22 protein-coding genes are annotated in these 26,495 nt (G+C 61.4%); 11 read left to right on the forward strand and 11 right to left on the reverse strand.

Going from position 1 to position 26,495, the window contains the following annotated elements:
* Window positions 1-77: 77 nt before the first annotated feature.
* Window positions 78-1,037, reverse strand: coding sequence for a helix-turn-helix domain-containing protein (locus ASE04_RS24090; RefSeq protein WP_056823810.1), 960 nt, complete (start codon window positions 1,035-1,037; stop codon window positions 78-80).
* Window positions 1,038-1,275: 238 nt separating this feature from the next.
* On the opposite strand from ASE04_RS24090, the gene ASE04_RS24095 reads away from it, so the two are divergent.
* Genes ASE04_RS24095 through ligD form a run of 3 tightly spaced genes read left to right on the forward strand, consistent with a single transcriptional unit; the run spans window position 1,276 to window position 4,911 of the window.
* A complete protein-coding gene (locus tag ASE04_RS24095; RefSeq protein ID WP_056823812.1) occupies window positions 1,276-1,545 on the forward strand; it encodes a hypothetical protein in 270 nt (89 codons plus the stop codon).
* A gap of 13 nt (window positions 1,546-1,558) precedes the next feature.
* Window positions 1,559-2,401: a non-homologous end joining protein Ku gene (gene ku, locus ASE04_RS24100; protein ID WP_056823815.1), complete on the forward strand. Its 843-nt coding sequence runs from the start codon at window positions 1,559-1,561 to the stop codon at window positions 2,399-2,401.
* A 2-nt stretch (window positions 2,402-2,403) separates the two neighbouring features.
* Window positions 2,404-4,911: a DNA ligase D gene (ligD, locus tag ASE04_RS24105; RefSeq protein ID WP_056823817.1), complete on the forward strand. Its 2,508-nt coding sequence runs from the start codon at window positions 2,404-2,406 to the stop codon at window positions 4,909-4,911.
* An 11-nt stretch (window positions 4,912-4,922) separates the two neighbouring features.
* Here ligD and ku (ASE04_RS24110) read toward each other — a convergent pair whose 3' ends face one another.
* Both ku (ASE04_RS24110) and ASE04_RS24115 read right to left on the reverse strand, forming a co-directional pair.
* Window positions 4,923-5,732 carry a non-homologous end joining protein Ku gene (gene ku / locus ASE04_RS24110; protein WP_056823819.1) on the reverse strand — a complete coding sequence of 270 codons (810 nt, stop codon included), beginning with the start codon at window positions 5,730-5,732 and terminating at the stop codon, window positions 4,923-4,925.
* A gap of 127 nt (window positions 5,733-5,859) precedes the next feature.
* Window positions 5,860-7,203: a L,D-transpeptidase family protein gene (locus ASE04_RS24115; protein ID WP_056823821.1), complete on the reverse strand. Its 1,344-nt coding sequence runs from the start codon at window positions 7,201-7,203 to the stop codon at window positions 5,860-5,862.
* A 237-nt stretch (window positions 7,204-7,440) separates the two neighbouring features.
* Between ASE04_RS24115 and ASE04_RS24120 the strand changes: the two genes are divergently transcribed.
* The 3 genes from ASE04_RS24120 (at window position 7,441) to ASE04_RS24130 (ending at window position 9,100) form a co-directional block, all read left to right on the forward strand.
* The gene (locus ASE04_RS24120; RefSeq protein ID WP_056823825.1) at window positions 7,441-8,274 is read left to right on the forward strand and encodes a DUF4432 family protein; all 834 of its coding nucleotides are present in this window, start codon (window positions 7,441-7,443) and stop codon (window positions 8,272-8,274) included.
* A 69-nt stretch (window positions 8,275-8,343) separates the two neighbouring features.
* Complete coding sequence (locus tag ASE04_RS24125; RefSeq protein ID WP_056823828.1) at window positions 8,344-8,682, forward strand: TIGR01244 family sulfur transferase; 339 nt, start codon at window positions 8,344-8,346, stop codon at window positions 8,680-8,682.
* Window positions 8,683-8,755: 73 nt separating this feature from the next.
* A complete protein-coding gene (locus ASE04_RS24130) occupies window positions 8,756-9,100 on the forward strand; it encodes a RidA family protein (RefSeq protein WP_056823830.1) in 345 nt (114 codons plus the stop codon).
* Window positions 9,101-9,188: 88 nt separating this feature from the next.
* Here the strand turns inward: ASE04_RS24130 and ASE04_RS24135 are convergent, their stop codons facing one another.
* Genes ASE04_RS24135 through ASE04_RS24150 form a run of 4 tightly spaced genes read right to left on the reverse strand, consistent with a single transcriptional unit; the run spans window position 9,189 to window position 13,970 of the window.
* Window positions 9,189-10,847 carry a thiamine pyrophosphate-binding protein gene (locus ASE04_RS24135; protein ID WP_056823833.1) on the reverse strand — a complete coding sequence of 553 codons (1,659 nt, stop codon included), beginning with the start codon at window positions 10,845-10,847 and terminating at the stop codon, window positions 9,189-9,191.
* On the reverse strand, window positions 10,844-12,046 hold the full coding sequence (locus ASE04_RS24140; protein ID WP_056823835.1) for a CaiB/BaiF CoA transferase family protein: 1,203 nt from the start codon (window positions 12,044-12,046) through the stop codon (window positions 10,844-10,846). Before ASE04_RS24140 ends, ASE04_RS24135 begins: the two co-directional genes overlap by 4 nt.
* Before the next feature lie 18 nt (window positions 12,047-12,064).
* A complete protein-coding gene (locus tag ASE04_RS24145; protein ID WP_056823840.1) occupies window positions 12,065-13,024 on the reverse strand; it encodes a DMT family transporter in 960 nt (319 codons plus the stop codon).
* Between the two features lie 16 nt (window positions 13,025-13,040).
* A complete protein-coding gene (locus ASE04_RS24150) occupies window positions 13,041-13,970 on the reverse strand; it encodes an alpha/beta fold hydrolase (RefSeq protein ID WP_056823844.1) in 930 nt (309 codons plus the stop codon).
* Between the two features lie 153 nt (window positions 13,971-14,123).
* Between ASE04_RS24150 and ASE04_RS24155 the strand changes: the two genes are divergently transcribed.
* The 5 genes from ASE04_RS24155 to metF all read left to right on the forward strand — a co-directional run bounded on the left by ASE04_RS24155 (window position 14,124) and on the right by metF (window position 20,631).
* On the forward strand, window positions 14,124-14,858 hold the full coding sequence (locus tag ASE04_RS24155; protein WP_056823847.1) for a ribonuclease T2 family protein: 735 nt from the start codon (window positions 14,124-14,126) through the stop codon (window positions 14,856-14,858).
* Window positions 14,859-14,950: 92 nt separating this feature from the next.
* Entirely contained in the window at window positions 14,951-16,756 is a 1,806-nt protein-coding gene (locus ASE04_RS24160; protein ID WP_056823851.1) for a hypothetical protein, read from the forward strand.
* A gap of 133 nt (window positions 16,757-16,889) precedes the next feature.
* Window positions 16,890-18,539: an energy-dependent translational throttle protein EttA gene (ettA, locus tag ASE04_RS24165; RefSeq protein WP_056823855.1), complete on the forward strand. Its 1,650-nt coding sequence runs from the start codon at window positions 16,890-16,892 to the stop codon at window positions 18,537-18,539.
* A gap of 165 nt (window positions 18,540-18,704) precedes the next feature.
* Window positions 18,705-19,730: an ArsR/SmtB family transcription factor gene (locus ASE04_RS24170; RefSeq protein WP_056823857.1), complete on the forward strand. Its 1,026-nt coding sequence runs from the start codon at window positions 18,705-18,707 to the stop codon at window positions 19,728-19,730.
* A 1-nt stretch (window position 19,731) separates the two neighbouring features.
* On the forward strand, window positions 19,732-20,631 hold the full coding sequence (metF, locus tag ASE04_RS24175) for a methylenetetrahydrofolate reductase [NAD(P)H] (protein ID WP_056823860.1): 900 nt from the start codon (window positions 19,732-19,734) through the stop codon (window positions 20,629-20,631).
* Between the two features lie 24 nt (window positions 20,632-20,655).
* On the opposite strand, the gene ASE04_RS24180 is transcribed toward metF, so the two are convergent.
* The 4 genes from ASE04_RS24180 to ASE04_RS24195 form a co-directional block, all read right to left on the reverse strand.
* The gene (locus tag ASE04_RS24180) at window positions 20,656-20,949 is read right to left on the reverse strand and encodes a hypothetical protein (RefSeq protein WP_056823863.1); all 294 of its coding nucleotides are present in this window, start codon (window positions 20,947-20,949) and stop codon (window positions 20,656-20,658) included.
* A gap of 341 nt (window positions 20,950-21,290) precedes the next feature.
* Window positions 21,291-23,348, reverse strand: a complete 2,058-nt coding sequence (gene fhuB, locus ASE04_RS24185; protein ID WP_082597460.1) for a Fe(3+)-hydroxamate ABC transporter permease FhuB — start codon at window positions 23,346-23,348, stop codon at window positions 21,291-21,293.
* A complete protein-coding gene (locus ASE04_RS24190) occupies window positions 23,275-24,156 on the reverse strand; it encodes an ABC transporter substrate-binding protein (RefSeq protein ID WP_056823866.1) in 882 nt (293 codons plus the stop codon). The genes fhuB and ASE04_RS24190 overlap by 74 nt, the downstream gene beginning before the upstream one ends.
* Window positions 24,157-24,219: 63 nt before the next feature.
* A complete protein-coding gene (locus ASE04_RS24195; RefSeq protein WP_056823869.1) occupies window positions 24,220-26,382 on the reverse strand; it encodes a TonB-dependent siderophore receptor in 2,163 nt (720 codons plus the stop codon).
* Window positions 26,383-26,495: the final 113 nt, after the last annotated feature.

Raw genomic sequence — 26,495 nt, forward strand, 5'->3', positions numbered from 1 at the left:
GAAGAAACAGGCCGGCCCGGCCATACCGCACCGCACAGTGTCGCAGGGCTGCGACACGCCGCCCGACTGCCAGGCAGTCAGTGAAGGTCGAGTTTCTTCATCTTCCTGTGAAGCGTCGCGCGGCTGATGCCAAGGGCGATCGCCGCTTGCGAGACGTTGCCGTTGGCTCTCGATAGCACGCGCATCAGCGCCGCGCGTTCGGAGGAGGCAAGCTCTTCCTCGTCGGAAAGCCGGGTTTCGTTAAGGGCGTCGGTGGCGGGCAGACCGGCTGCGATACGCCGGTCGTCCAGCTTCAGGGCGAGCCGGGCCGCACGGGTGGCGCCGAGGACCAGATCATGGCGATCCACGGCCAGCAGCGCCGACGAAGAGTTGACGCCTGATGGCACCATGACGAAACGGGAGCCGGCAAACGCGCTCCGGAAGAGGTTGATCTCGATGCGCATGGCGGCATCGCGGACCATCTGGGAGATGAGGGCGAGGGTCATCTCGTTGACATCGTCGCGGCAGGTGGAAACGTCGAGTGCGGCCGCCAGTTGTCCGCGATGATCGCGGATCGGCGCGGTCGTGCAGCTCAGCTTGATGTTCGAACTGAAAAAGTGCTGGTCTCGGAAGATCGACACCGCACGCTCGTCGGCGATCGCCGTGCCGATGCCGTTGGTCCCGACGCTTGCCTCGGTCCAGACCGAGCCGGTCCAGAGACCGAGATCGTGGAATTCCTTGTCGTCGCCGGCGGCTCCGCGTCGTTCAAGCGCAATGCCGTTGCGATCGGTGAGCAGGAGGCAGCAGCCAGCCCGGCCCGCCGTGGTAAAAAGGCGGTCGAGTTCATCAGAGGCGTTCGCGATCAGTAGCTCAGCTTCCTCGCGGGCGACGCCGAATTCATGATCCGTCAGGCGAAGAGGAGAGCGGTTTTCTTCCGGTGCCAGCCTGTGCATGGCGATGCATCGCCGCCAAGATGCCACGACGGACGAACTGGCAGCCGCGGAATCGCGTTGTGTGCTCGTATAGACATGCTCTGCATGAGCGGACTGCTCCTGCATCGTGGCTCCTCCCACCGAACTGGGCCGCAGTGTGCGGGACGACAGGCATTTTAGCAACCGGTGCTGCTCGGCTGCCGTGGATGCTGTTCGGTCGCGATCGATGTGGGTGTCGCAAAATTGCGACAACTCGGACACAGCCCTCACGCGACGGAGGACATCCGCGCCGGCACGGAGAGGCGATGGAACTTTTTTGCTCCTCAGCGATTTATATGCTTCGGCACCAGTGGGGTATTTTCCAATGAGAAACGTGCGAAGGTTCGATCAGAGAGGCAGCCAACCGGATGCACGTGATCGATTGATCATCGCGCTCTATGCCCAGCTGAAAGCCGAACGACAGACGCGCGAGACGCTGGAATGGGTCATCCGGCAGGGCGCTCTTTCCCCAGAGGTTCTCGAAGCGATCGCGGCGGATCCGGTTCCCGTCGTCACCAGCGACGACATCGCTTCCGTCGAAAAGATCATCGCGCTCGATGAACGGCGCAAGGGCAAGCAGCAAGGCGGAAAATGAGAGGGATTTCGTCATGGCAGCGCGTGCAAGTTGGAAAGGCCATCTGAAGGTCGGCGACCTCGTGTGCGCGGTCGGTCTCTACACCGCCGTATCGGTGTCGGAACGCATCTCGTTCAATATTGTCAATCGAAAGACCGGCCATCGCGTCGAGCGCCAGTTCGTGGACAGCGAAACCGGCAAGCCCCTCGAGAAGGATGACCAGGTCAAAGGCTACAAGCTCGACAATGGCGACTACATCATGATCGAGGGCAGCGAGATTTCCGATCTCGCGCCCGAGAGCGACAAGGTCCTGAGCGTTCAGAGTTTCGTGCCCTACGAGGAGATTAACAAGCTCTATTTCGATCGGGCGTATTATCTCGCCCCTGTCAGCGACGACGACAGCGAGGCGCTGACGCTGATGATGCGGACGATGCGGGATCAGAAGGTTGCCGCGATCGCCGAGGCGGTCCTGTTTCGGAAGAACCGCACCGTACTGATCCGCCCGCAGGACGATTGCATTGTCGCCACCACGCTGAGCTACGACTATGAAGTCCGCACCGCCGACTCCGTCTTCAAGGACATTCCCGAGATGAAGTTCGACAAGGAAATGCTGGAACTCGCCGGCCACATCATCGGGACGAAGAAGGGTGAGTTCAAACCCGAGAGTTACGAGGATCGCTACGAGGCAGCATTGGGCGAGCTGGTCAAGGCCAAGATCGAAGGACGGGCCCCGCCGAAACAAAAACCTCGGCCACAAGGCAAGGTCATCGATCTCATGGAGGCGCTGCGCCAGAGCGCCAAGCTTGGCGAGGGCAAGGCATCTGGAAAGGCGTCGTCGCGCGGCGGTGGCGGTAGCCGGTCGAAGAAAGCCAGCTGATCATGCCGCTCCAGACCTATCAGGCGAAGCGCAACTTCAAGGTCAGTCCCGAGCCCCGCGGGACGCGCAAATCGGCGGCGGCCAAGGACAACGCATTAAGCTTCGTCGTGCAGAAGCACGATGCGACGCGGCTCCACTATGATTTCCGGCTGGAAATGGATGGCGTTCTGAAAAGCTGGGCGGTTACGCGCGGCCCCAGCCTCAACCCCGACGAGAAGCGATTGGCCGTCCATGTCGAGGATCATCCGCTCGAATACGGAGATTTCGAAGGGATCATCCCGAAGGGCCAGTATGGCGGCGGCACCGTCATCGTCTGGGATCGCGGCACATGGGCGCCGCAGGGCGACCTTCACAAGGCTTACAAGAAAGGCCACATCGAATTCGATCTCGACGGCGAAAAGCTGAAGGGGCGCTGGCACCTCGTGCGAATGCACGGCAAACCGGGCGAAAGCCAGGAGAACTGGCTGTTGATAAAGGCTGAGGACGACGAGGCCCGCCACAAGGGAGACATCCTGAAGCAGCGGCCAGAGTCGGCCAAGACAGGTCGGAAGATCGAGCAGGTTGCCAAGAATCCCGACGCGACATGGGATTCGCGAGCAAAAGGCAAGGCGGATACTGTTGCCAAACCGGCCGCCAAGCGGACGTCATCGGTAAAGCGCGTATGGCCGGATGGGGCGCAGAAGGCCGAAATGCCGGATTTCGTCGAACCGGAACTGGCGAAGCTCAAGGCGTCGCCGCCTGGCGGCGAGGGGTGGATCCACGAGATCAAGTTCGACGGGTACCGACTACAGATCAGGATAGAGAACGGCCACGTCGTTATGCTGACACGCAACGGGCTCGACTGGACAGAGAAGTTCGGCGGGGCGATCCTCAAGGCCTTTGCGAATCTGCCGCTCAAAACGGCGATACTCGACGGCGAGCTTGTGGTGGAGCAGGCGAACGGGGCGTCGGACTTTTCCGCCTTGCAAAGCGATCTCAGCGAAGGCCGCTCCGAGCGCTTCAAGTTCTATGCTTTCGACCTCCTGTTTCTGGATGGCCACGACCTCCGCGAAGCCAAGCTGCTGAACCGCAAACGTCTGCTTGAGACGCTGATTGCCGAGGACGACGAGCTCTTGCGGTTCAGCATCCACTTCTCGGAGAAGGGCAGCGTCGTGCTCGACCACGCCCGCAGCCTCGCCCTGGAGGGTATCATCTCCAAGCAAGAGGACAGCGCCTACACGTCAGGCCGCTCCGGCGATTGGGTGAAGTCCAAGTGTTCGAAGCGGCAGGAATTGGTGATCGGCGGCTATGTGCCGTCGACCGCAACCCGAAATGCGATCGGCTCTCTGGCCATGGGTTATTACGAAGGCGGCAAGCTGATGCATGCCGGCCGGGTCGGAACGGGCTACACCGTAACGCTTGCGCAGTCTCTCCATGAAGAGCTGTCGAAAATCGAACAGAAGAAGAGCCCGTTCGATAATGCGCTGAGCGCGGACGAGCGGCGTGGTCTTGTTTACGTCAAGCCGAAGCTGGTGGCAGAAATCGAGTTTCAGGCATGGTCATCGGACCGTAAGCTGCGCCACGCGGCTTTTCGCGGATTGCGCGACGACAAGGCGGCGGGAGAGGTCACATTGGAAGCAGACACAAAGCCAACGATCGAAACGCCTCAATCGGACGTGTCGCTCACGCATCCGGATCGGATCTACTGGCCCGACGAGGGTGTCACCAAGCAGGGACTGGCGGATTACTATGCGCAGGTTTGGGAGTTCATCCGGCCGTTCGTCGTTCAGAGGCCTCTGGCATTGTTGCGGTGTCCCGATGGGATCGGCGGGCAGCGATTCTTCCAGAAGCACGCTTGGAAGGGCATGAACGCTCATATCGAGCAGATCGTCGATCCGAAGGATCGCGGCGGCGAAAAGCTGCTTCGGATTGCCGATTTCGATGGGCTTGTCGCTCTCGTCCAATCGGCCGTGCTGGAGATCCACCCCTGGGGCTCGACGACCGCCAACTGGGAGAAGCCCGACATCATCACGATGGATCTCGATCCTGCTGACGATGTTTCCTGGGGTGAGGTGATTGCGGCCGCGCAGGAGCTGAAGCAGCGCCTGGAAGCCAGTGGCCTCGCTGCCTTCGTCAAGACCTCGGGCGGCAAGGGGCTGCATGTGGTATCGCCTCTGACCCCGAAGGCCAATTGGGTGCAGGTCAAGGCGTTCGCGAAGGCGCTGGCGGATTCCATGTCCAAGGACAGTCCCGACAAGTACCTCGCGACTGCGACCAAGGCCAAACGCAACGGAAAGATCTTCATCGACTATCTGCGCAACGGACGGGGCAATACCGCGGTCGCGGCCTATTCGCCGCGCGCCCGAAAAGGCGCGCCCGTTTCGATGCCGCTCGGTTGGGAAGAACTGACCGACGATATCGGGCCGGCCTATTTCACGATTGCCAATGCGCCCATCCGGTTACAGACCCTGCGGGCCGATCCGTGGGCGAAGTTCTTCGATGCGGCATCGCCGTTGGAGAAGCTGAAGTAGATCGCGCTCTCCTAGTGTGGTTTCGGACGCTGGTTTTCCTTGGAAAGGCTTTTCTTCAGGGCGTCCATGATGTTGACCACGTTGCCGGTCGGTTTGGCGGCCGGACGCTTGGTGGAGATGGGCGCTGCCTTCGCCATGCTTTTCTGCTTCGCGCGGATCATGGCCTTCAGGCGCTTCTGGACCGGGTCCTGGACCATCGTCGTCTTCCACTCTTCCGTTCGGTCCTTGACGAGCTTGGTCATGAGCGACAGCACGGTGGCATCCATCTTTCCGTCGATCTCCAGCGTGGCGGCAGGGGCACGCACCTCGTCGCCGAAATGCAGCGTCCAGAGCACGATGCCCTTGCCCTGCGGTTCGAGCAGAACGGCACGCTCGCGCCGGTAAAGGACGAGGCGCGCGATGCCGACGACATTGCTCGCGCGCATGGCTTCGCGGATGACGCAGAAGGCTTCAACGCCGACCTTATCTTCAGGTGCCAGAAAATGCGGCTTGTCGTACCAAATCCAGTCGATGGAGCCGCGCGGCACGAAGGTATCGATATCGATGGTGCGCGTGCTTTCGAGCGCGACACCGTCCAACTCCTCGTCTTCAAGGATGACGTAGTCGTCTTCGCTGCGCGGGTATCCCTTGACCTGATCCTTATCGGAGACCGGCTTATGCGTCACGTTATCGACATAGCGGCTTTCGACGCGGTTCTTGGTCTTTCTGTTGAGGACGTGGAAGCGTAGCTGGTTGCTATCCGTCGTGGCGGGGGTCAGGGACACGGCTGCCGTGACCAGCGAGAGCTTGAGATAGCCCTTCCAGTATGTCTGACGCGCCATTACTCACTCTCCCGACCCAATCCACCTCAATTTCGCTCTAACGAGGGAAGGGGCGGTTTGGTTCCGGACGTACCGATATATAGCGAAAGGTGGGCGGAAGCGGCCGGCTATCCGGCCGCTAGGCTTATCAGTCGACGAATTCGACCGTGACGCCGGGTTTCACCATCTTCGCCAGTTCGGTGGCGTCCCAGTTGGTCAGACGAATGCAGCCATGGCTTTGCGTCCGGCCGATCTTCGACGGTTCCGGCGTGCCGTGGATGCCGTAAGTGGGCTTGGAGAGGGCCATCCAGACAGTGCCAACAGGACCGTTCGGGCCCGGCGGGATGTTCAGGATCTTGTCGTTCGCGCCCTGCTGGAAGTTGATCTTCGGATTGTAGGTGTAGCCCGGATTGAAGGCGACGCGCTCGACCGTGACCGTGCCTGACGGCGAGGGCGTGTCCGTCGAGCCGATCGAGGCCGGATAGGCGGAAATCAGGTTGCCCGATGTGTCATAGGCGAAGACCTGCTTCTTGCCCTTGTCGGCAATGATGCGGGCGACGGCGCCACCCTTGATCTCACCGGGATTGACGACCTTGACGATGGTGCCGGGGACGGTGAAGTCGGCACCGGGGTTGATTTCCTTGAGGAAGCCCTCATCCATATGGAAGCGTTCGGCCAGGGCCTCGGTGGTCGAGGTGAAGGCGAGCGAGGTCAACAGCGCCTTGTGGGCGTAGTCCTCGGGAATTTCCGCGACATAGGGACCGGCAGCATCGGCGGGGGTGATGGTATAGCTGACCAGCGGCATGCCGCCCGACATCCGAAGCTGTTCGAGAATCGCATCCGTATTGTTCGGATCGAGCGTCTCGCCGGTCATCTGTTGGTAGGCGTAGATCGCCTTCGTGACATTGGCGCCCATGTGGCCGTCGATCGCGCCCGGCGAGACGCCCGCGCGGTCGAGGAACACCTGCAAGGCGACGATCTCGGTCTTCGACTTGTTCTTGAGCGAGATTACCGGCTCAGGCTGCTTCGGTTGGATTACTTCCGGCCGCTGCTGATCCTGATCGATCGACGCATAGTCGTCATTGGCTTGCGGATAAGGCTGCTCGTCGAGCGGTTGCCGATCGATCGCGGCGTCGCGCGGTATCGAGCCGGTAACGGCGCCACGTTCGGAATATCGGGTATCGCCATAGGTGTCGTCGCCGTATGGGTCATTGTTGTAGACCTCGCGGGCGGGCGGGCGCGGATAGTAGCCGGTGGCGCGCGCCTCGGTGGCGATGATGTTGCCGTAGGGATCGACGAGCACGCGGTTTCCGCGGCGGTCGCGCGCATAGCCGGTGCCTGAAGGCACGTAGTCGAGAATCTCGCCATTCGGAGTCACGAACACGACACTGCCCTGGCGACGGTATTGCTGCGCATCGGCGCCGGGCGCTGCAGCCGAGACGGCCAGCGCAACAAGGGCTCCAATCGATGCCAATTTCAGAAAGCGATTCACGTCTTCGTATCCTTCAGTGACTGGCCGACACACACCCGCGAATTTTGACGCTAGTGTGGAATTTATGAAATCGTGCTGAACAAAAGATAAAAAACTCGTGATTTTCCCTTTACTCATAAACATTTGAAACCGCTAGACAGTTCCGTGGGGCTTGTTGCTTCTTCAAGAACGCTTCTGATTGACGGGGAGCGGCGCGCGCCCTAACCCTACCGCAACGTGAAGGGGAGAAACGTCGCCATGGAATTTGCTGCGGCCAAAGGGCCACGCCTGATGCTCGATGAAACATCGCTGATGGATATCGGCGGCTGTATCGTGGAAGGCGTCGATATCGCGCCCAAGGCGGCGGTGCCTGACGATGGCGATGCGCGCATATTGCACTCCGTTCAGGGCTTTCTGTTCACCTGCGGCCCCGACCATATCCGCCATCGCGAGCCTATTCCTGGCGTCGAAGGCGGGGTGTTTCCGCTGCACGGATCGGCTGCGGGGCATCCGGCAAAGACAGTCTCGACGACGTTCGAGGATGGTAATGCCGAGTGCCGAGCAGAGATCGAGGTAACGACAGTCGAAGGGCTGACCGCGCGCATCGAACGGCATTGGTTCATCGATGGAAACACCGGCGAAACCCATCTCAGAGACAAGGTCACCAATACCAGCGACCGCACCACGCCTGCCTTTCTCATGTACCACATGAACATCGGCGGAAAATGGTTCGACGAGGGGACTCGCCTCGAGGGAGCGATGCTCGAGAACGGCGGCTTCAATTGGCGATTCGGCGAAGAACTCGGCGACATCTTCTGCGTCGAGGCGCCGGCGACGCAGGGACAATTCGCGGAAGTTCGGCTTGGCCCGATGGCGGCCGTCGGCGGCAAGACGCTGCGCGTCAGGGTGCTGGCGGAGACGCTTCCGCATCTGCAAGTCTGGCGAAACCAGAAGGCGCCCGCGGATGTCCTCGGCATCGAGCCGGTATCGCATCGGTGGGTGTCTCGCGGAGAGCTTGAGGCTGCCGGAGAGTTCGTGATGCTGGCGCCGGGCGAAAGCCGGGAATACGGCTTGAGCTTCGCCTTCGTGTGAGTGATCTGCGGTTGACGCTGGACTATCGGCGGCGTAGTCATTCAGCCCGTAATTTCAGGAGGATTAGCGATGGACATTCGCCAAATCGATGACGAATATTCGGTATCGGGCCAGATCACGGTCGACGAGCTCGACCAGATCAAGGCTTTGGGCTTCAAGTCCATCGTCTGCCATCGTCCGGACCAGGAAAGCATGGACCAGACGCCGTTCGCCGTGATTGAAGCGCGCGCGAAAGAACTCGGTCTCGAAATCAGCCACGTTCCGGTTGGCCCGATGGGTGTGACCGAGGAAGCCGTCGCCGGCATGGTGGACGCGCTCGACGAGTTTCCGCGTCCAATGCTCGGCTATTGCCGTTCGGGCGCCCGCTCGACTGCGATCTATCAGAAGACGCATCACATTCGCACCTGATCCGGCTTCCAAGACAATACCGCGGCGTCGCTTACCGAGCGGCGCCTTTCATTTACAAAACAAGGAGAACATCATGAGCATCAAGCGCATCGACGCCGGCGCCCGCATGAGCGGTGCAGTCGTTCACGGCCACACGGTCTATCTCGCAGGTCAGGTTGGCGAAGGCGAAACCGTTACCGAACAGTGCAAGTTCGCTCTGGCCGAAGTTGATCGTCTGCTCGCAGCTGCCGGTTCGAACAAGTCGAAGATCCTGCAGACGCTGATCTACCTCTCCGACATGTCCTACTTCGCGGAAATGAACGCTGCCTGGGAAGCTTGGGTCGATCCGGCAAACACCCCGGCACGCGCAACCAGCGAAGCCAAGCTTGCCGCGCCGAAGTACAAGGTCGAGTTCACCGTTACGGCTGCGATCGACTGATATCGGCTACAGGTCGAATTCTGAAGCCGGTGGTCATGTGAACTACCCGGATGCTGGATATCTCCAGCGCCGGGGATAGCTCACGGTCTCACCGGCTTTTTGTTTGCGCGATTTCCGACAGGGTGCGGGTCGGCGTGATCGCTTCCGGGTCCAGTTTGATCTCGATGATCGAAGGCTTTCCGCTGACACGCGCACGCTCGAACGCGGCAGCAAATTCCTCGGTTCGCTCAACCGTCTCGCCATGGCCGCCATAGGCGCGCGCCAGCGCAGCGAAGTCCGGGTTGGTGAGATCGGTGCCGCTGACACGGCCGGGATATTCGCGTTCCTGATGCATGCGGATCGTGCCGTAAATGCCATTGTTGATGACCAGTGCAATCAGGGGTAGTCCATAGCGGACGGCGGTCGCAAACTCCTGTCCGTGCATCAGGAAGCAGCCGTCTCCCGCAAAGCAGATGACCTCACGCCCCGGAAACAGCTTCTTGGCTGCGACGGCCGCGGGCAGGCCATACCCCATCGAGCCCGAGGTCGGGGCGGCTTGCGTCTCGAAGCGCCGAAAGCGATGAAAGCGATGAAGCCAGGTCGCATAGTTGCCGGCGCCATTCGTGAAGATCGTGTCGGGCCGCGTATTTTCCTCGATCCAGGCCATGATCGGCCCCATCTGCACCGCGCCTGGCCCCTGCATCGGCGGTGTCGACCATGCGAGATAGGCGTCGTGCATCCGCTCGGTGCGCTCGCTCCAGCCAGCGAGCGGCGGTGCTTCCAGATCGGCAAGGGCGGCAACGAAGTCTTCCGGGCTTGCGCAAATTGCAAGATCGGGACGATAGACGCGGCCGAGTTCGGACGGATCCGGATGGACATGGACGAGGGATTGCTGCGGGTAGGGGATGTCGAGCAGGGTGTAGCCCGAGGACGGCATCTCGGAAAGACGCCCGCCGATCAGGATCAGCAGATCGCTTTCATGGATTTCCTTGGCGAGATCCGGGTTGATGCCGATCCCGACGTCGCCGCTGTAGCTCGGATGCAGATGGTCGAACAGCATCTGGCGGCGGAACGAACACCCGACGGGGAGCTTGAAGCGCTCGGCGAAGGCCTGGATCTCGGCGACGGCGTCAGCATCCCAACGCGTTCCACCGAGAATGACCATCGGCCGCTCGGCGCGCAGGAGCCGGAGGTAGAGGTCGTCGATCTGACGCGTGCCGGGATGGGCTTCAACGCGTGCGTAGCGTTTCGCCCGCGGCGCCTCCACCGCGTCGCGCAGCATGTCCTCGGGTAGTGACAAGACGACAGGGCCGGGGCGGCCCGACGTCGCGATGGCAAAGGCGCGCGTTACGAATTCCGGAATACGGGAGGCATCGTCGATCTCGCCGACCCACTTTGCGAACTCGGTCAGAGCACGGCGGAACTCCACCTCCTGGAACGCCTCGCGTTCGCGTGCGTCGCGTTGGACCTGGCCGATGAAGAGGATCATCGGAATGGAGTCCTGCCGCGCTATATGCAATCCCGCCGTTGCATTCGCCGCGCCCGGTCCACGGGTCACCATGCAGATCCCTGGTTCGCCCGTCAGGCGGCCCCAGGCGTCGGCCATCATCGCGGCGCCACCTTCCTGGCGGCAGACGACGATCTCGATGTCGCTGTCGTAGAGCGCGTCCAGAACCGCGAGAAAGCTCTCGCCGGGGACGCAGGAGAGGCGTTTCACACCATTCGCTTTCAGCGCCTCGACGATCAGCTCTCCGCCGGTTCTTTTCATGTCGGTCTTTTCCTCTCCAGTTCGGCGAGTTCCGCCAGAACTTCCTCCTGGTGTTCGCCGAGACGCGGGCTTGGCCGTTCATAGCGCAGCGGCGTTCGCGACAGCACGACCGGCGTCCTGACGCCCGGTATCATCGTTCCCGCGCCGTCGGCGAGATCGACGCGCAGGTCGCGTGCCTTGACCTGCGGATCGGCAAACATTTCCTCGATACTGTTGATCGCACCGGCGGGCACCGCGTTGGCCTCGCATGCCGCAAGCAGGTCAGCCTTCAGTAGCTTCAGGGTCTCGGCCGAAACGCGACTACGAACCTCGTTGCGATTTGCGACACGCGCCCTGTTGGTCGAGAACCGCGCATCGTCAGCCATGTCCGGCAGTCCGAGGATCGTGCATAGACGCTTGAACTGACCGTCGTTGCCGACGGCAAGGATAAGGTAGCCGTCGGCGGTCGGGACAACCTCGTATGGAGAGATGTTCGGATGGGCGTTGCCGAGCCGGGTCGGGGCCTGTCCTGAGATCAGGTAGTTCATGTTCTGGTTGGCGAGCACGGCTGCCTGCACGTCGAGGAGTGCCATGTCGATATGCTGGCCATGGCCGCTCTTGAGGGCGTGGATCAGGGCCGCCTCAATCGCGGCAACGGCGTAGATGCCGGTGAAGATGTCGGCGATCGCAACGCCGGCTTTCATCGGCTGGCCGTCGGTTTCTCCGGTGATCGACATGAAACCGGACATGCCCTGTACGATATAGTCGTAGCCGGCGAGGTTGGCGTAGGGACCCGTCTGGCCGAAGCCGGTGATCGAGCAATAGACAAGCTTCGGATTGATCGCCCGCAGGCTCTCGTAGTTGAGGCCGTACTTGGCCAGCCCGCCGAGCTTGAAATTCTCAATGACGACATCGGCGGTCGCGACGAGGCGCCGCACGAGTTCCTGCCCCTCAGGTGTCCTGAAGTCGGCGATGATGGAGCGTTTTCCGCGATTGGTGGAATGGTAGTAGGCGGCCGACAGGTTTTCGCCGTCAGCGCCCTCGACAAAGGGTGGGCCCCAATGGCGCGTATCGTCTCCGCCTTCCGGATTCTCGATCTTGATGACGTCGGCGCCGAGATCGGCGAGCATCTGTCCGGCCCATGGGCCGGCAAGCACGCGGGCAAGTTCGATCACACGGATGCCGCTTAGCGGCGGCGCCTCAAGCAGGGTCTCCGTCATGTTCCTCCCAAGATCAGGTCAGGGTGCCCGCGTGGATTGAGATGTATCGGATACGGGCTTGGATGCAAAGCGGCGTTCTCGCCAGATGATGTAGAAGCCGGATCCCATGATGATGAAGATGCCGAGCCACTTGATCGCATCCGGGAAGTCGCCGAATACCAGCCACGCAAACAGGGTCGCCGAGACGATCTCGAAATACTGCAACGGTGCCAGCGTCGATGCGGGTGCCGACCGATAGGCATAGACGCCAAGGATGCCGGCGATTGCCGCGGTAACGCCCACTCCGAGCAGATAAAGAGACGCGCGCGTGTCAGGCCTAACAGGATCGAACACATCCGAGCCGCTGCCATGACCGAGCACAAGAATGATCGCGCAGATCAGAAGCCCCCAAAGGCCCATGTGAAACTGCATCACCCAAGGATCTTCGCGCTGCGCGAGCGCCCGGTTCATCATTGCCGAGATTGCGATGCAGACGGCGCTGACGACCGGAAGCAGCGCGACGTAGCCGACTTCCTGGAAGCTCGGCTGGATGATCAGGATCGCGCCGGCAAAGCCGACGGCGCAGGCCGTGTAGCGCCGCCAGCCGATCGTCTCCTTGAGGAACAGGCTGCTGAGGATCGTCAGGATGATCGGCTCCACGAAAAAGATCGCGATCGCGTCGGCAACCGGCATGTATTTCAGTGTCGTGACGAAGGAGATCATCGAGACGGTGATGATGGCGCCGCGGATCGCGTGGAAAAAGCTCTGCTTCCAGGTCGTGTCCATCAGGTTTCGCCGCCATAGCACGATCGGCAACATGCAGAGTGCCTGAACCGCGAAGCGGGCAGCTGTAATCTCGGCTGATGGCACGGTGGCGATCGCGAGCTTCGAGAAGATGTCGATAATCGGCGAGACCAGCACCGAAAGGGACATCAGCACGAGGCCCATCATGATTTCGGACGAAGCAGATACGGGCGGCGATGGTCGGCGGTTGCTCATCTTTCAGTCCTTTTGTTCAGGACCGAGCCACGGCATCGTCGCACCAATCGGCAAACGCTGCGATCGCTTCATCGGCGCCGATCTCGTTCAACGTCTCGTGGCGCATACCCTGATATATTTGCGTGGTGATACGGGAGAAGCCCGAGGCTTTCAAATGGTTTGACAGCCACAGGACGGCGTTGCCGTTTTCCGTCGCCGGGTCATGATTTCCTCCAACAAGGTGGAGTGGGATATCGGGCGGCAGCCTGGACAGCCATTCGCGTCGGGGCGCGCGAAACGTCAACTGGAAGACGTCGAGCCACATGGAAACGGAGGCGTCGAAGCCGCACAGAGGATCGGCGATGTATTTGTCCACCTCATCCGGATCTCGCGAGAGCCAATCGAAATCCGTTCGTCGGGGCGTAACCGACTGGGCCCAGGTGCCGAAGGTCAGTCTCGGCAACAGGCCGCTCGGCACATCCGAGCCTTTCAGTGCTCGCTCGGCCAGCAGGATCGCTTGCGCGGCCCGACCGGCGATGCCGGGATGGAAATTCGAGTTCCAGACGGCCACCGCGTCGAACTTGCTGACGTGGGAGATGGTTGCGTTGAGCGCGATCAGCCCGCCCATCGAATGACCGAAAAGGACAACGGGGAGGGTACCGTGACGGCTGATTGCGAAGTCGCGCATCGCGACCACGTCGTCGATGACGCGGTCGACGCCGTTGCGGCGGGCAAAGCGGCCGAGGGGTGCATCGGCGGCGGTTGTCTCGCCGTGACCGCGATGATCGTGCGCGTAGACGTGGTAGCCGCAGGCCGCCATGGCATGCGCAAAGCCGCGATAACGCTTTGAATGCTCAGCCAGGCCGTGGCAGACCAGAAGAATGCCGCGCGGCTTGCCGACTGCTTCCTGATGATGAAATGCAAGCGACGCGCCCGCCGAGGCGAGCCTTTCCGTGGTATCGAACATTGAGTCCCTCCGTCGCGGAGAAGAACAGAACAGCCGGCAAATGCAACGGCTGGGATCGGCCTCCCGTTGGAATTTTGCGACAGGGCGCAATTGCCCTTGCGAAGCATGAAGTCGCATGCTTCCATGTTCATGGGTTGTTCCTTGGGAGGTTGCATGCGTGGGTTGGTGAAGCATCTCTTCGTGCTGACTATATCGGCTGCCGTCGCAAGCGGGGCGATGGCGCAGCAGATGGGAGGAAAGACCCGTTTCATCCTGGCTGCCAGCTGGCAGCCTTCGTTCTGCGAGACCAACCAGCGCAAGGCGGAATGCCGCAGCCAGACGGCGGAGCGGTTCGACGCCACCAATTTCTCGCTGCACGGGCTATGGCCGATGCGCCAGAACTACTGTGGCGTCAAGGAAAGCCTGCGCGCCGCCGACAAGGATGGCGACTGGAACGAATTGCCCGAGGTTTCGCTCTCGGCGGCGTCGAAGACCGCGCTGGACAAGGCGATGCCGGGCACGCAGTCCGGGCTCGATCGGCACGAGTGGCTGAAGCACGGGACCTGCACCGGTCTCAGCGCCGATGCCTATTTTTCGGCTGCGGTCCAGTTGGTCGACGAGCTGAACGCATCCGCCGTTCGCGATCTCTTCGCTGCCAACATCGGCAAGTTGGTGACTGCGGAGCAAATCAAGGCGGCGTTCGACAAGAGTTTCGGGCAGGGCGCGGGTGACCGGGTGAAGATGAGCTGTCACCGCTCCGGCCAGAATCGGGTCATCAGCGAGTTGACGATCGGGTTATCCCAGGAGGCGACGGCGGGCGACAAGGAGAGCCTGAGCGATCTGATCCAGGGCGCGGGCCGGACCTCGTTCGGCTGCAACGAGGGTATCGTCGACGCTGCCGGGTTTTAGATCGCGGGAGTCGGGGCGCGATGTCCTGATGTAGCGGAATATTAATCGGATCCAAGCAAGCTCTTCCGATCACTCGCCCGACGGACGTGGACATGGATGCAGCTTTATCGCGGCCCGATCTCAATGACGCCGCCGGTCGCAGACCGTTCTTCGGCACGTTTTTAGCGATCTACGCTACCGCACTCGCCGTCGTGTTGTTCGACCTTGCAGACGGCGTGCTGTTCGTCGGCGATGTCGATGACCAGATGCGTGAATTGCAGATCCGATATCTGATGTCGCCGGCGGGGCGATGGTTCGATCTCACGCTGCCTTCTATCTCGATGCCGGAAGCTTACGTTTCGCCGTGGTCGAGATTGATCGACATGCCCTACGTCGCGATTGCGACCGTGCTTCGGCCGTTCATGTCTCTCGATCACGCCCTCGGGCTCGCCTTTCATATCTGGCCTCCCGTGATGCTGGCGCTGTTCTGCCTGACGGTCGCTTTCATCGTGCGGCGGTTGATCGGTAGTATCCCGCTGTCGCCGACATCGTGGGTGCTGACATTGATGTTGATGACGGTCCTGATGGCGGTCGCGGTTTTCGAGTTCGTGCCAGGCCGGATCGATCATCACAATGCGCAGCTTGTCTCGATGATGCTGATGATGGCCGGATTTGTTCGCTGGGATCGCGTGGGGGGAGCGTTGGTCGGTGCCGCGGGCGCTCTCTCCATCGTTATCGGACTGGAGTGCCTGCCATTGGTTGTCGTCGCCTATGGCTTGCTGGTCCTCAGCCATGTTGCGGGTGTTCGGGGTTCGCGCATCATGGTGGTCGCTGCTGGCGCCGGCATGAGTGTCGTTGCGGTCTTCGCCGCGCTGGCCTTCATTGGTCCGGTAGGCGCCCTGTCGACGCAATGCGATGCCTTCTCGGCGCCTTACCTGTTTCTCATCATCGGAATATCGGGATCGCTTGCTTGCGCGGCGTGGGCGCTGCCTGAGTGCGCATCCGCGATCGGGCGGCTTTTGTGGTTGGGTTTGCCGGGATTGGTCGTCCTTGGTCTGGCTGCCTGGCTGTTTCCGCGCTGCCTTAACGGCCCCTACGACATGATCGATCCGGTGTCGCGGGCTCTCTGGTTCTCGCGCATCTGGCAGGAGAAGAGTTTCCTCTACCTGTATGAGAACGGTCAGTATTTTGTCGTGGCGTTGCTGGCGCTTTGCGTTGCCAGCGCCTTCCTGGCAGTTCCGTTTGTACTTGCTCAAATCAGGTTGGGAAAAATCGGTGTCGCTATCGCGTTCGCCATGGCGCTGACCGCGTTGCTTCTGACCTTCGCCGTAACGCGCAATATCCGCTTCCCGATCGCCCTCATGCCGCCGTTTTTGCCGCCGGCGATCGCCTATTATATTGGTTCCTCGCGGTCGAGGAGAGGCCTTGGGATTGCTGCCGGGTGCGCCGTCGTGTCCGCCGTTGCGCTTGAAGGCCTTCGCTTTATCCTGCCCTCGCCGGCGCACTCGTTCGATGCTGTCGACTACATGACCGCCAGTGACTGCAGCGGCCAGGACTTCGGTGCTCTCGGCGCGGTTCCAGCCGGGCGCATCGCCATCCCGCAGCGCATGGCACTGCCCGTACTCTTGGCGCGGCCCGAAGGGTTTTCAGTCGGCTCTGTCCCGTTTCACCGTGCATCGCCGGGGATGCGACGCATGTTTGACGCCTTTACCTCGTTGGATCCTTCGATCCGCCGCGCGGCACTGGCGCCCTTCGACTACGTCGCCGTCTGCCGGTTTCCGCTGCCGGTCGATCCGAAGCAGGCTCCGCTCTATGCGGCTTTGGCTGGCGGCGACGGTTGGCCGGGGCTGGAGAAGGTGCCCAATCCGAAGCCGAGCGACTTTCAGCTCTTCCGTATTGATCACGCGAAGCTCCAGTAAGTACGGCTCCATCGCTCAAATTTGACCGTATGGCTGCAAAAGCCTCCGGTTTTTGGCGGCTGCGCGTTGCTCCTTGGTCCCAATTCGCCTACATAGCGGCAACTTCAAAATTCCCCGCCGGAGCAACTCATCAATGGCACGTCAGTTCATCTACCACATGTCGGGACTTAACAAGTCCTACGGCGCCAAGAAAATCCTTGAGAACGTCAACCTGTCGTTCTACCCCGACGCCAAGATCGGTATCCTTGGCCCGAACGGCGCCGGTAAGTCGACCGTGCTGCGCATCATCGCCGGCCAGGATAAGGAATTCACCGGTGAAGCCTGGCTCGCCGAAGGCGCGACTGTTGGCTATCTCGAGCAGGAGCCGCACCTCGATCCGGCGAAGACGGCTTTCGAGAACGTCATGGTCGGCGTTGCCGACAAACAGGCCGTGCTCGACCGCTACAACGAACTGATGATGAACTATTCCGACGAGACCGCTGATGAAGGCGCGAAGCTCCAGGACATCATCGACAGCCAGAACCTCTGGGACCTCGAACAGCAGGTCGAGATGGCGATGGAAGCGCTGCGCTGCCCGCCGAAGGATGCCGACGTCACGTTGCTTTCGGGTGGTGAACGCCGCCGTATCGCGCTCTGCCGCCTGCTCTTGTCGCAGCCGGATCTGCTGCTGCTCGACGAACCGACCAACCACCTCGACGCCGAAACCATTGCCTGGCTGGAAAAGCACCTGCGCGATTATCCGGGCGCCGTGATGATGATTACCCACGATCGCTACTTCCTCGACAACGTTACCGGCTGGATTCTCGAGCTCGACCGCGGCCGCGGCATTCCATACGAAGGCAACTATTCCGCCTATCTGCAGGCGAAAGCCAAGCGCATGCAGCAGGAAAGCCGCGAAGAAGCCGGCCGCCAGAAGGCGCTGTCGCGTGAACAGGAATGGATCGCATCCAGCCCCAAGGCTCGCCAGGCCAAGTCGAAGGCCCGTATCAAGGCCTACGAACAGCTGGTTGATGCGGCCGAAAACATCCGGCCCGGCGACGCGCAGATCATCATCCCGGTTTCCGAGCGTCTCGGCCAGGTGGTCATCGAGCTCGAAGGCATCAACAAGGGCTTCGAAGGCCGCACGCTGATCAACGATCTCACGATCAAGCTGCCTCCTGGTGGTATCGTCGGCATCATCGGCCCGAACGGCGCCGGCAAGTCGACGCTGTTCAAGATGATCACCGGCCAGGAAAAGCCGGATGCCGGCTCGATCCGCATCGGCGAAACCGTGCATCTCGGCTATGTTGACCAGAGCCGTGATGCGCTGGCGGCCGACAAGACCGTCTGGGAAGAAATCTCGGGCGGCGCCGAAGTCATCAAGCTCGGCAAGTTCGACATGAACTCCCGCGCATATTGTGGCGCCTTCAACTTCAAGGGTGGCGACCAGCAGCAGAAGGTCGGCAACCTCTCGGGTGGTCAGCGCAACCGCGTTCACCTCGCCAAGATGCTGAAGGCCGGCGGCAACGTTCTCCTCCTCGACGAACCGACCAACGACCTCGATACGGAAACGCTCGGTGCGCTTGAAAGCGCGCTCGAAGCGTTTGCCGGCTGCGCCATCATCATCAGCCACGATCGCATGTTCCTCGACCGCCTGGCGACACACATCCTGGCCTTCGAAGGCGATGGTCATGTCGAGTGGTTCGAAGGCAACTTCGAAGACTATGAAGAAGACAAGGTTCGTCGCCTCGGCCCCGATGCGCTGAACCCAGGCAGCCAGGCCTACAAGCGCCTGACGCGCTAGTTCCTGCGTTTTAACGGTAACACCAGAAAGCCCCGGTTCGCCGGGGTTTTTTTGTGGGATGCTATGTCGCTAATTGCGCAGGTAATTTCGTGAATGGTCGAATTCCGGCTTGCCAGCCACATTCAATTCACATAAAGATATCTTTATATGTTGATTGGATCGGATATGCGTGAGCCCGTCAGACTTGGATTGGATGCGTTGGTGGACGTCCTCAGGGCGGCCGGTGAGCCTACGCGTCTGCGTCTACTGGCGCTCCTGGCGGCGGGCGATCTGACGGTCTCCGATCTTACCGAAATTCTTGGCCAGTCCCAACCGCGCATTTCGCGGCATCTGAAGCTGCTCGGCGAGGCGGATCTAATCGATCGCTATCAGGAAGGCGCATGGGCCTATTTCAGGCTTCGGCAGGACGGCAAGGCAGCCATCTTCGTTCGGAACCTACTTGCACATGCATCCGAGAACGATCCCGTTGTTCTCAGGGACAATGAGCGTCTGGCCGCCGTCAAGCATCAGCGTGCCGAGCGTGCGCAGGCCTACTTCAGCCGCAATGCGGCCGAATGGGACGAGCTTCGTCGCCTGCATGCCGCTGACGACGAAGTCGACGCTGCCGTCATCCGGCTGCTTGGCAGCCAGCCGATCGACTCGCTTCTCGACCTCGGAACCGGGACGGGGCGTATCCTTGAGCTTCTGTCCGGCCTTTATCGCCGGGCCATCGGCGTCGATGCGAGCCGCGACATGCTGAGCGTGGCGCGCTCCAATCTCGACAAGTCGGGGATTACCAAGGCATCCGTGCGCCACGCCGATATCCTCAATCTGCCGTTCGAGGCGCAGGATTTCGACGTCGTCACCATCCACCAGGTGTTGCACTTCTTCGACCAGCCCGAGATCGCGATCGGCGAGGCGGCACGCATGCTGCGGCCGGGCGGACGGCTTGTCATTATCGATCTGGCTCCGCACGGGCTGGAATATCTACGCGACGAGCATGCGCATGTTCGCCTTGGCTTCTCGCATCAGTCGATGTCCGACTGGCTGCGAAAGACCGGGCTGGACGTCGAGCAGGTCGTCGATCTTCATCCGGGTCATCAAAGCGGGCAGGGCCTCACGGTCACTGTCTGGCTTGCGCGCGACCCACGGCGTCTCATGGCTTCAGCCGGGAGCGAAGGCGCCGAACCCACATTTGCCGGGAGAGAATGACATGGCTTTGAACAGCGACGCGCGCCGCAAGATCGGCATTTCCTTCGAGTTCTTTCCGCCGAAGTCGGAAGAGATGGAAGGCCAGCTGTGGAACACGGTCAGCGAGCTGCAGGACTGGAACCCGGATTTCGTGTCCGTGACCTATGGCGCGGGCGGCACCACCAAGGCGCCGACGCTTGCCACGGTCTCGCGGTTCCTCGCGGATACGCCGCTTGCCACGGCGTCGCATCTGACCTGCGTCGGCGCGACGAAGGAGGAGACGCACGGCGTCATCGAGACTTTCCGAAAGGCCGGCGTCAAGCATTTCGTGGCGCTGCGCGGAGACGCGCCAGGTGGCGTGGGTGCTCCCTATCAGCCGCATCCCGGCGGCTATGCGAACGCGGCGGCGCTGGTTGCGGGCCTGCGCGAGCTTGGCGATTTCGAGATTTCCGTGTCTGCCTATCCCGAGAAGCATCCGGAAAGCCGCGACATTGCCGCCGACATCGATATGCTGAAGCAGAAGGCGGACAATGGTGCCGACCGGGCACTGACGCAGTTCTTCTTCGACAACGACAGCTTCGAGCGCTACCTGGAAAAGGTGCGCGCTGCCGGAATCAATATTCCGGTCGTGCCAGGTATCATGCCGATCCTGAACCTGACGCAGCTCAAGCGTTTCGCTGGCGCCTGCGGCACCAGCATCCCGGCGTTCCTGGATGAGCGTTTTGCCGGTTACGACGACAAGCCCGAGGAACGGGCAAAGGTTGCGGCCGAAGTCGCCGCCGAGCAGATCGAAGATCTCGCCCGTCGTGGCCTCGCGGAGTTCCATCTTTACACGATGAACCGCGCACCGCTTGTTTCGGCCGTGATGACCAACCTCGGCTTCAAGCGCGATGGTGTCAAGAATACCGGCGCCGCTGCATAGCGGAACCGGGGTTCACCCTCGAGCTCAGTGAACGGTCTGGCGGCGCCTCAGGCGCCGCAACGTCATGAGCAGCTCCAGCTCTATCTCCCAGCAGATCTGGTCGTAGCAGCGGATCATCTCCGGTGCTTCCGATTTGCGTTGCAGGTGATCGCGATAATCCGTCGCCTCGCCGAAAGCACGCAGCAGATCGACAGTTAGGGGTCCCACGAGACTGTTACGCCATTGCGAACGCAAATGCGGCTGTTTAAGCAGCAGGGTAGCCCTGCCAATTTTTACAAAGTCCTTCACAGCCGCAAACTCCCATAGCACGCTGTACATGTACTATCCAACCGAAGCTGGATTGCGTCAATGTGAGTTAGGCTCATATTTTAGTGGTAGCGCAGATACGGTGTGTCGCGGACGGTACCCAAGCAAGTTCGGGCAAGAAAGAGCCCGGGCGGTACGCCCGGGCTCAAATACGCGTTACGCAACCTGAAATCGGTGGATACAATGCTGTTTCCACAGGAGGTCAAGGATAAACAGCGACGGGGTTCTGCTTCCCCAATAGCAGGTCTTCAAGGACGCTACCTTGTGTTTTCATTTAAGGCAATGCTAATATTTTGGCTGTGGATAACTACTGCCTTCCCTTGGTTCTCAGGGGATGTGGACTTTTGGCACAGTTACCGATCCGCCTCGCGTTTGCCGAGCAGCCACAGGAGGTAAGGACCACCAATGAGCGCAGCGAAAAGCCCGACCGGCACTTGATACGGATAGATCACCGTCCGCGACAGCCAGTCCGCTGCAACCATCAGGCCAGCCCCGATCAGTACCGCCGCAAACAGATGGTCGCGACCGCCGCGGAAGCCCAAAAGCCTAGCAAGGTGTGGCGCGATCAAACCCGTCAGGCTGAGAGGCCCGACCAGATAGGATGAGATGGCGGTCATCAGCGCGGCCAATGCCGCCAAGCAGACCCGGACCATTGACACCCTCATGCCGATGCTTCTCGCAACGCCGGAGCCGAGCGGCAGGATCGCGAACCAACGCTTCACCATCGGCAGCGGTGCGATAAGCAACACGGCGGCGGCCAGTGCGGTCCAGGCATCGAATGCGCCGGCGCGATTGGTGGAGCCCGACAGCCAGGTGAGCATGGCGTAGCTTCGCATGTCTCCCTGGGCGAGCAGCATGCCGATAACGGCCATGCACAGCGCGCTCACCGCGACACCGGCGAGAAGAAAAGCCTCGTCTGAAATGCCGGATTTGCGGGTCACTCCAATCGTCACCATGAAGGAGGCGAGGGCGCCTATGGCCATGCCCGCGAGTGTTACCAGCGGCGATGGGAAGCCGAACAATAGAAGGGTGGCCGCAAGGCCGGCGCCGGCGCCGGAGGAGACGCCGAGGACTTCGGGGCTGGCGAGGGGATTGGCCGTCATCCGCTGCATGATGAAGCCTGTTGCGCCGAGCATCGCCCCGGCGCCGACGGCGACTGCGATCCGCGGCAGCCGGAACGGCAGCAGGTCGGAGAGGAGCGAGCCGGTCGCAATGATCCAGCCTCCGTCGGAAGGACCGACGCTGATTGCGAGCAGCAGCAGGACCAGCAATATCGCAACAAGGGCTGCGAAGGCGCGGAACCTCTTCAACCTTTTTCGGGCCGCGTGAGTAGTTGCCGTTGCGGGCGAGGCGCGGCCGTGAACGCGCGGCAACAGCCACAACAGCAAAGGGCCGCCGATCAGAGCGGTCGCGGCGCCCGTCGGTGCGAGGTCGGAAAAGCCCGGTCCAAGCAGCTGGGTGAGGCAATCCGTGAGGAAAAGCACAGCGGCTCCGGCAAGTGGAGCCGTGGTGATGACCTGGCGGCTGCTGCGGGCGCCGCAAAGTCTGGCGATCGACGGCGCTGCGAGCCCGAGGAAGCCGATGATGCCGACCGAGGCGGTGACTGATGTCGAGAGCCAGACAGCGAGCACAAGGATCGTGAAACGGACCGAATGCAGGGCAAGGCCAAGACTTTTGGCGCCTGCGTCATCCAAGGCGAGAAGATCGAGCGGCCGCAGGAGCAGAAACGCAGCCATCGTGCCGATGGCTATCTGCGGCGCCAGCGAGGTCACCACGCCCCAATTCTGCTGGTTCAGGGCGCCGGCGCCCCAGATGTCGATCGACAGCGCATATTCGCCGCGCGCAAGGACGAGGGTGACGCTGGCGGATGCGGCGATCATGCTGACGACCATGCCCGAAATCGCCACGGTCACGGGATCGAGACCGCGCCGCCAACTGAGAGCGAGCACGAGCATGACGGCCGACAACCCACCTGCGAAAGCCATGGTTTCCCGCGATATGCCGGTCAGAAGCGGCGAGAAGCTCAGGCCGAGCGTCAATGCCAGCTTGGCACCGGAGGCTATCCCAAGCGTCGAGGCATCGGCGATCGGGTTTCTGAGGACGCGTTGCAGCAGGGCCCCCGCAAGGCCGAGCGCCGCCCCCGCCAGAAGCGCCACGACCGCTCGCGGCAGGAGGCTTTGCCAAAGAAGGAGGCTGTTCAATTCCGTGGCTTGGATCGCGTCGCCGGGAATGTGCGGGCGCAGCGCCAGAAGCGCTGCAAAGGCCGCGATACAGGCGACGCCGAGCGCGATCGCCGGTATTGCCGGATGACGCGGCGGCAGGACGGGCGTGTCGATGTCAGCCGTTTCGGACACGCGCAAATCCTTCTGCGAGGCGATCGGCGAACCGGCTTGCGGCGGGCAACGCCCCATACGGATTGATCGAGCCGATTGTCATGAAACGCCCTTCGCGGACCTGGGGCAGCGCCTTCCAGAACGGGCTGGCGAGGAGAGCGTCAAAGGCGTCCTGGGGATGGGGTGGGATAAAGACGATCCAGGCGTCGGGCATCGTCACCAGGGTCTCGATGCCGACGGGGGCTGTTGCCGAGTAGCTGGTGGCACCCGCCCAGGCGTTGGCCAGGCCAAGTCGTGCCAACACCTCTCCAAAGATGCTGTCCGATCCGAACACGCGGTAATGGCGTGCGTCGCCGAGATTGATCGGCAATACCGGCCGGCCTTCTGCCATGCGGGAGAAGTCGGACTTTTGACGGTCGAGCTTTGCCGTGAGGTCTTCGACGAACCGCCGGGCTGCGGGAAGCTGGAGACGATCGCCGATTGCGAGGGTTGCGCGTTCGGCCAAAACGTAAGGGCTTTCTCCCGGCATGTAGATCGCGTGATCGATGACCGGTGCGATGCGGCTCATCAGCGGGTCCGCCCACGCGTAGAAATTCGAGTTGAAGATCAGATCCGGGCGGGCAAGGCGCAGGGCTTCGAGGTTCGGCGTTCCGCGCAGGCCGAGATCCGCAACGCTGGACGGCACGGCCGGTGCCACGGCGACCTGCTGGAATTGGCGCAGTTCCGTTGCGGCGACGACGTTGGCGCCGATGGCCAGCAGCGTCTCCAGCAACGCCCAATCCAGCGTCGCCACCTTTGGCCGCGCCGATTGTGCCATTGCGGTGCCGGCGAAAAGAGCGGCGCTCCCCGCCAACACCGCCCTGCGCGTGAGCCACGAACTGTTCAAATTGATCTCCAGTCACACGAAAAAGGCTCCGGGGAGCCTTCTTCATTCCCTATAGAGCTGGTGTTACCAGACCTTGCTGAGCTTGAAGGTGAACGTGCGGGCGTCGCCATAGCCACATGCACCCAAGCCGCCGCAACTTTCCACATAGACCTTGTCGAATACGTTCGTAACGTTAAGCGAGGCAACCCAGTCGTTCTTCTTATAGCGGACGGCGGCGTCGAACACCGTCGATTCCGGTACCTTGAGCGTATTGACGTCGTCGGCCCAGGATTGGCCCTTGTAGCGCAGGCCGCCTCCAAGGCTCAGACCTTCGAGCGTGCCCGTCGTGACGGTGTAGTCGAGCCAAAGCGACGCTGTGTAGTCGGGGACGATGTAAGGCGTCTTGCCGATCAACGCAGTGTTCAGCGGATTCTTGGTGATCTCGACGTCGGTATAGGCGAGCGAGGCGAGAACCTTCCAGTTCTCATTGAGGTTGACCTTGCCTTCCAGTTCGAAGCCCTTGGACTCCGCCTCACCGAGCTGAAGCTTCGTGTAGGGTGCTGCCGGCATCGAAACGGTGTAGTTGCGCTTGTTGATCTGGAATACGGACGCGGTCAGCGAGCCGTCGAAGAAGGTGGGCTCGTATTTCACACCGGCTTCGAACTGCTCGCCTTCTTCCGGCTTCAGGGGACCAGCGTTACCCGTTCCGATCAGCGGGTTGAAGAAGGTCGCCGCGCTTGCATATGGGGTTATGCCGTTGTCGAATTCGTAGGCCAGACCGGCCCTGCCGCTCCAGGCGCCTTCCGAACTGTTGAAGCTGCTGGCGGGCGTCAGCCTGTTGTCGAAGTCGGTATAGACGTAGTCATACCGTCCATTGAGGGTCATCAGCCAGCCGTCGCCGAAGTGAACCTGATCCTGGGCGTAGAAGCCCACCTGGTTCATCGCCACGATTTCGTTGTAGAGCGGCCCGTTGGCAGCCTGCGGCAAGCCGTATACCGGGTTCAGCACATCGATCGAGCCCGAGCCGAAGACGAAGTTCTGGACGTTGTCGATGCGGTAGTAGCGATAATCGACCCCGGCCATGATCTTGTGCGTCGAGCCGCCAAGATCGAATTCGTTTTCGACGCGGTTGTCCCAGGCGACGCTATCCGCGCTGGTGTCGCCCTCAAAGCCGATCCGGTTCAGCGCTGTTTGCGACGCCCACAGATACGGGTAAGGACCGAACTCGTATTTATTGAGATGGCCATAGCGGAAGTTCGACGTGACTTTCCAACCGTCATCGAACTCATGTTCGAATTCGTAGCCGATCATTTCCTGATTGTAGCGGCCGGTGTCGAGATCGGGTTCGCCGGGGAAGAAGTCGCGGCGAATCTTTCCGACCCCGGCGCGGTCGATCACTGTGCCCTCGTAGGGAAGGAAGCCGTTGCCGGTGTGCACCTGATCGAGACCGCCGGCATAGGCCCAGACGGTGAGCTTGGTGGCCTCATCCGGCGAGACGGTGAGCTGCGGCATGATGAAGCCGCGCAGGTCGTGGGAGTAGTCCGAATAGTTGTCGCCGCCGGCGATCTTGCCGGTGAGGCGGTAGGTCATCGTATCGCTGCTGCCGACCCTGTCGGAAAAGTCGAAGCCTCCGAAACCGTTGCCATTACTGTTGATGCCGGTTTCCGTGTAGTAATACGGCTCGTCGGTCGGACGCTTGCGCACCATGTCGACGATCCCGCCCGGGTTGGCGCCGCCATAGAGAACGGAAGCCGGTCCCTTCAGAACGTCGACGCGTTCGAGCATGAACGGATCGATCTGAAAACCGCCGAAGCCGTAGCTGAACAGGTTGAGGCCATCGAGATAGACGCCGGTCTGCGTGGCATCGAAGCCGCGGATGTAATACCAGTCGGTATCCGGATCGGTGCCGTAGGGAGCGGCGATCACGCCCGGCGTATAGCGCAAGGCCTCATCGACCTTGTTGACCACGCCGCGATCGTTCATTTCCTGCGTGCCGACGACGGAGACGGCCTGCGGGATTTCCTTGATCGGCGTGTCGGTCTTCGAGCCCGCCGTCGTATCCTTCGCAACGTAGCCCTTTACCGGCCCGGTTGCGCTGTTGCTCGACGCTTTGCCTTCGACGACGATTGGCGCAAGCGTGGTGTCTGCGTTCTGGGCCTGCGCCGTCCAGGCAGCGCAAATACCTACAAACGCGACGCTGGCGCTCAAAGCCGCCCGTACACTCCGAAAACCCTTAAATTGATGCATTCCTGGCAATCCCACTCTAAAAGCCCCAACCCCTTGCCGCACCGCGGCTCCGAATAAGGTGAGTGATTAACTCAGATTTAAATGCCGGGATTGGCGCGATCTGTGGTGGTTGA

The sequence above is a fragment of the Rhizobium sp. Root708 genome (assembly GCF_001429725.1).
Classification (GTDB): Bacteria; Pseudomonadota; Alphaproteobacteria; order Rhizobiales; family Rhizobiaceae; genus Rhizobium.

Excerpts from the sequence above, each read along its gene's own strand:
- ASE04_RS24140 (WP_056823835.1), bottom strand. The coding sequence starts at position 12,046 with ATGACGGAGACCCTGCTTGAGGCGCCGCCGCTAAGCGGCATCCGTGTG.
- ASE04_RS24125 (WP_056823828.1), top strand. The coding sequence starts at position 8,344 with ATGGACATTCGCCAAATCGATGACGAATATTCGGTATCGGGCCAGATC.
- ASE04_RS24120 (WP_056823825.1), top strand. The coding sequence starts at position 7,441 with ATGGAATTTGCTGCGGCCAAAGGGCCACGCCTGATGCTCGATGAAACA.
- ligD (WP_056823817.1), top strand. The coding sequence starts at position 2,404 with ATGCCGCTCCAGACCTATCAGGCGAAGCGCAACTTCAAGGTCAGTCCC.
- ASE04_RS24160 (WP_056823851.1), top strand. The coding sequence starts at position 14,951 with ATGGATGCAGCTTTATCGCGGCCCGATCTCAATGACGCCGCCGGTCGC.
- metF (WP_056823860.1), top strand. The coding sequence starts at position 19,732 with ATGGCTTTGAACAGCGACGCGCGCCGCAAGATCGGCATTTCCTTCGAG.
- ASE04_RS24135 (WP_056823833.1), bottom strand. The coding sequence starts at position 10,847 with ATGAAAAGAACCGGCGGAGAGCTGATCGTCGAGGCGCTGAAAGCGAAT.
- ku (WP_056823815.1), top strand. The coding sequence starts at position 1,559 with ATGGCAGCGCGTGCAAGTTGGAAAGGCCATCTGAAGGTCGGCGACCTC.
- ku (WP_056823819.1), bottom strand. The coding sequence starts at position 5,732 with ATGGCGCGTCAGACATACTGGAAGGGCTATCTCAAGCTCTCGCTGGTC.
- ASE04_RS24180 (WP_056823863.1), bottom strand. The coding sequence starts at position 20,949 with ATGTACAGCGTGCTATGGGAGTTTGCGGCTGTGAAGGACTTTGTAAAA.
- fhuB (WP_082597460.1), bottom strand. The coding sequence starts at position 23,348 with ATGGGGCGTTGCCCGCCGCAAGCCGGTTCGCCGATCGCCTCGCAGAAG.
- ASE04_RS24095 (WP_056823812.1), top strand. The coding sequence starts at position 1,276 with ATGAGAAACGTGCGAAGGTTCGATCAGAGAGGCAGCCAACCGGATGCA.
- ASE04_RS24150 (WP_056823844.1), bottom strand. The coding sequence starts at position 13,970 with ATGTTCGATACCACGGAAAGGCTCGCCTCGGCGGGCGCGTCGCTTGCA.
- ASE04_RS24145 (WP_056823840.1), bottom strand. The coding sequence starts at position 13,024 with ATGAGCAACCGCCGACCATCGCCGCCCGTATCTGCTTCGTCCGAAATC.
- ASE04_RS24130 (WP_056823830.1), top strand. The coding sequence starts at position 8,756 with ATGAGCATCAAGCGCATCGACGCCGGCGCCCGCATGAGCGGTGCAGTC.
- ASE04_RS24155 (WP_056823847.1), top strand. The coding sequence starts at position 14,124 with ATGCGTGGGTTGGTGAAGCATCTCTTCGTGCTGACTATATCGGCTGCC.
- ASE04_RS24090 (WP_056823810.1), bottom strand. The coding sequence starts at position 1,037 with ATGCAGGAGCAGTCCGCTCATGCAGAGCATGTCTATACGAGCACACAA.
- ASE04_RS24170 (WP_056823857.1), top strand. The coding sequence starts at position 18,705 with ATGCGTGAGCCCGTCAGACTTGGATTGGATGCGTTGGTGGACGTCCTC.
- ASE04_RS24195 (WP_056823869.1), bottom strand. The coding sequence starts at position 26,382 with ATGCATCAATTTAAGGGTTTTCGGAGTGTACGGGCGGCTTTGAGCGCC.
- ettA (WP_056823855.1), top strand. The coding sequence starts at position 16,890 with ATGGCACGTCAGTTCATCTACCACATGTCGGGACTTAACAAGTCCTAC.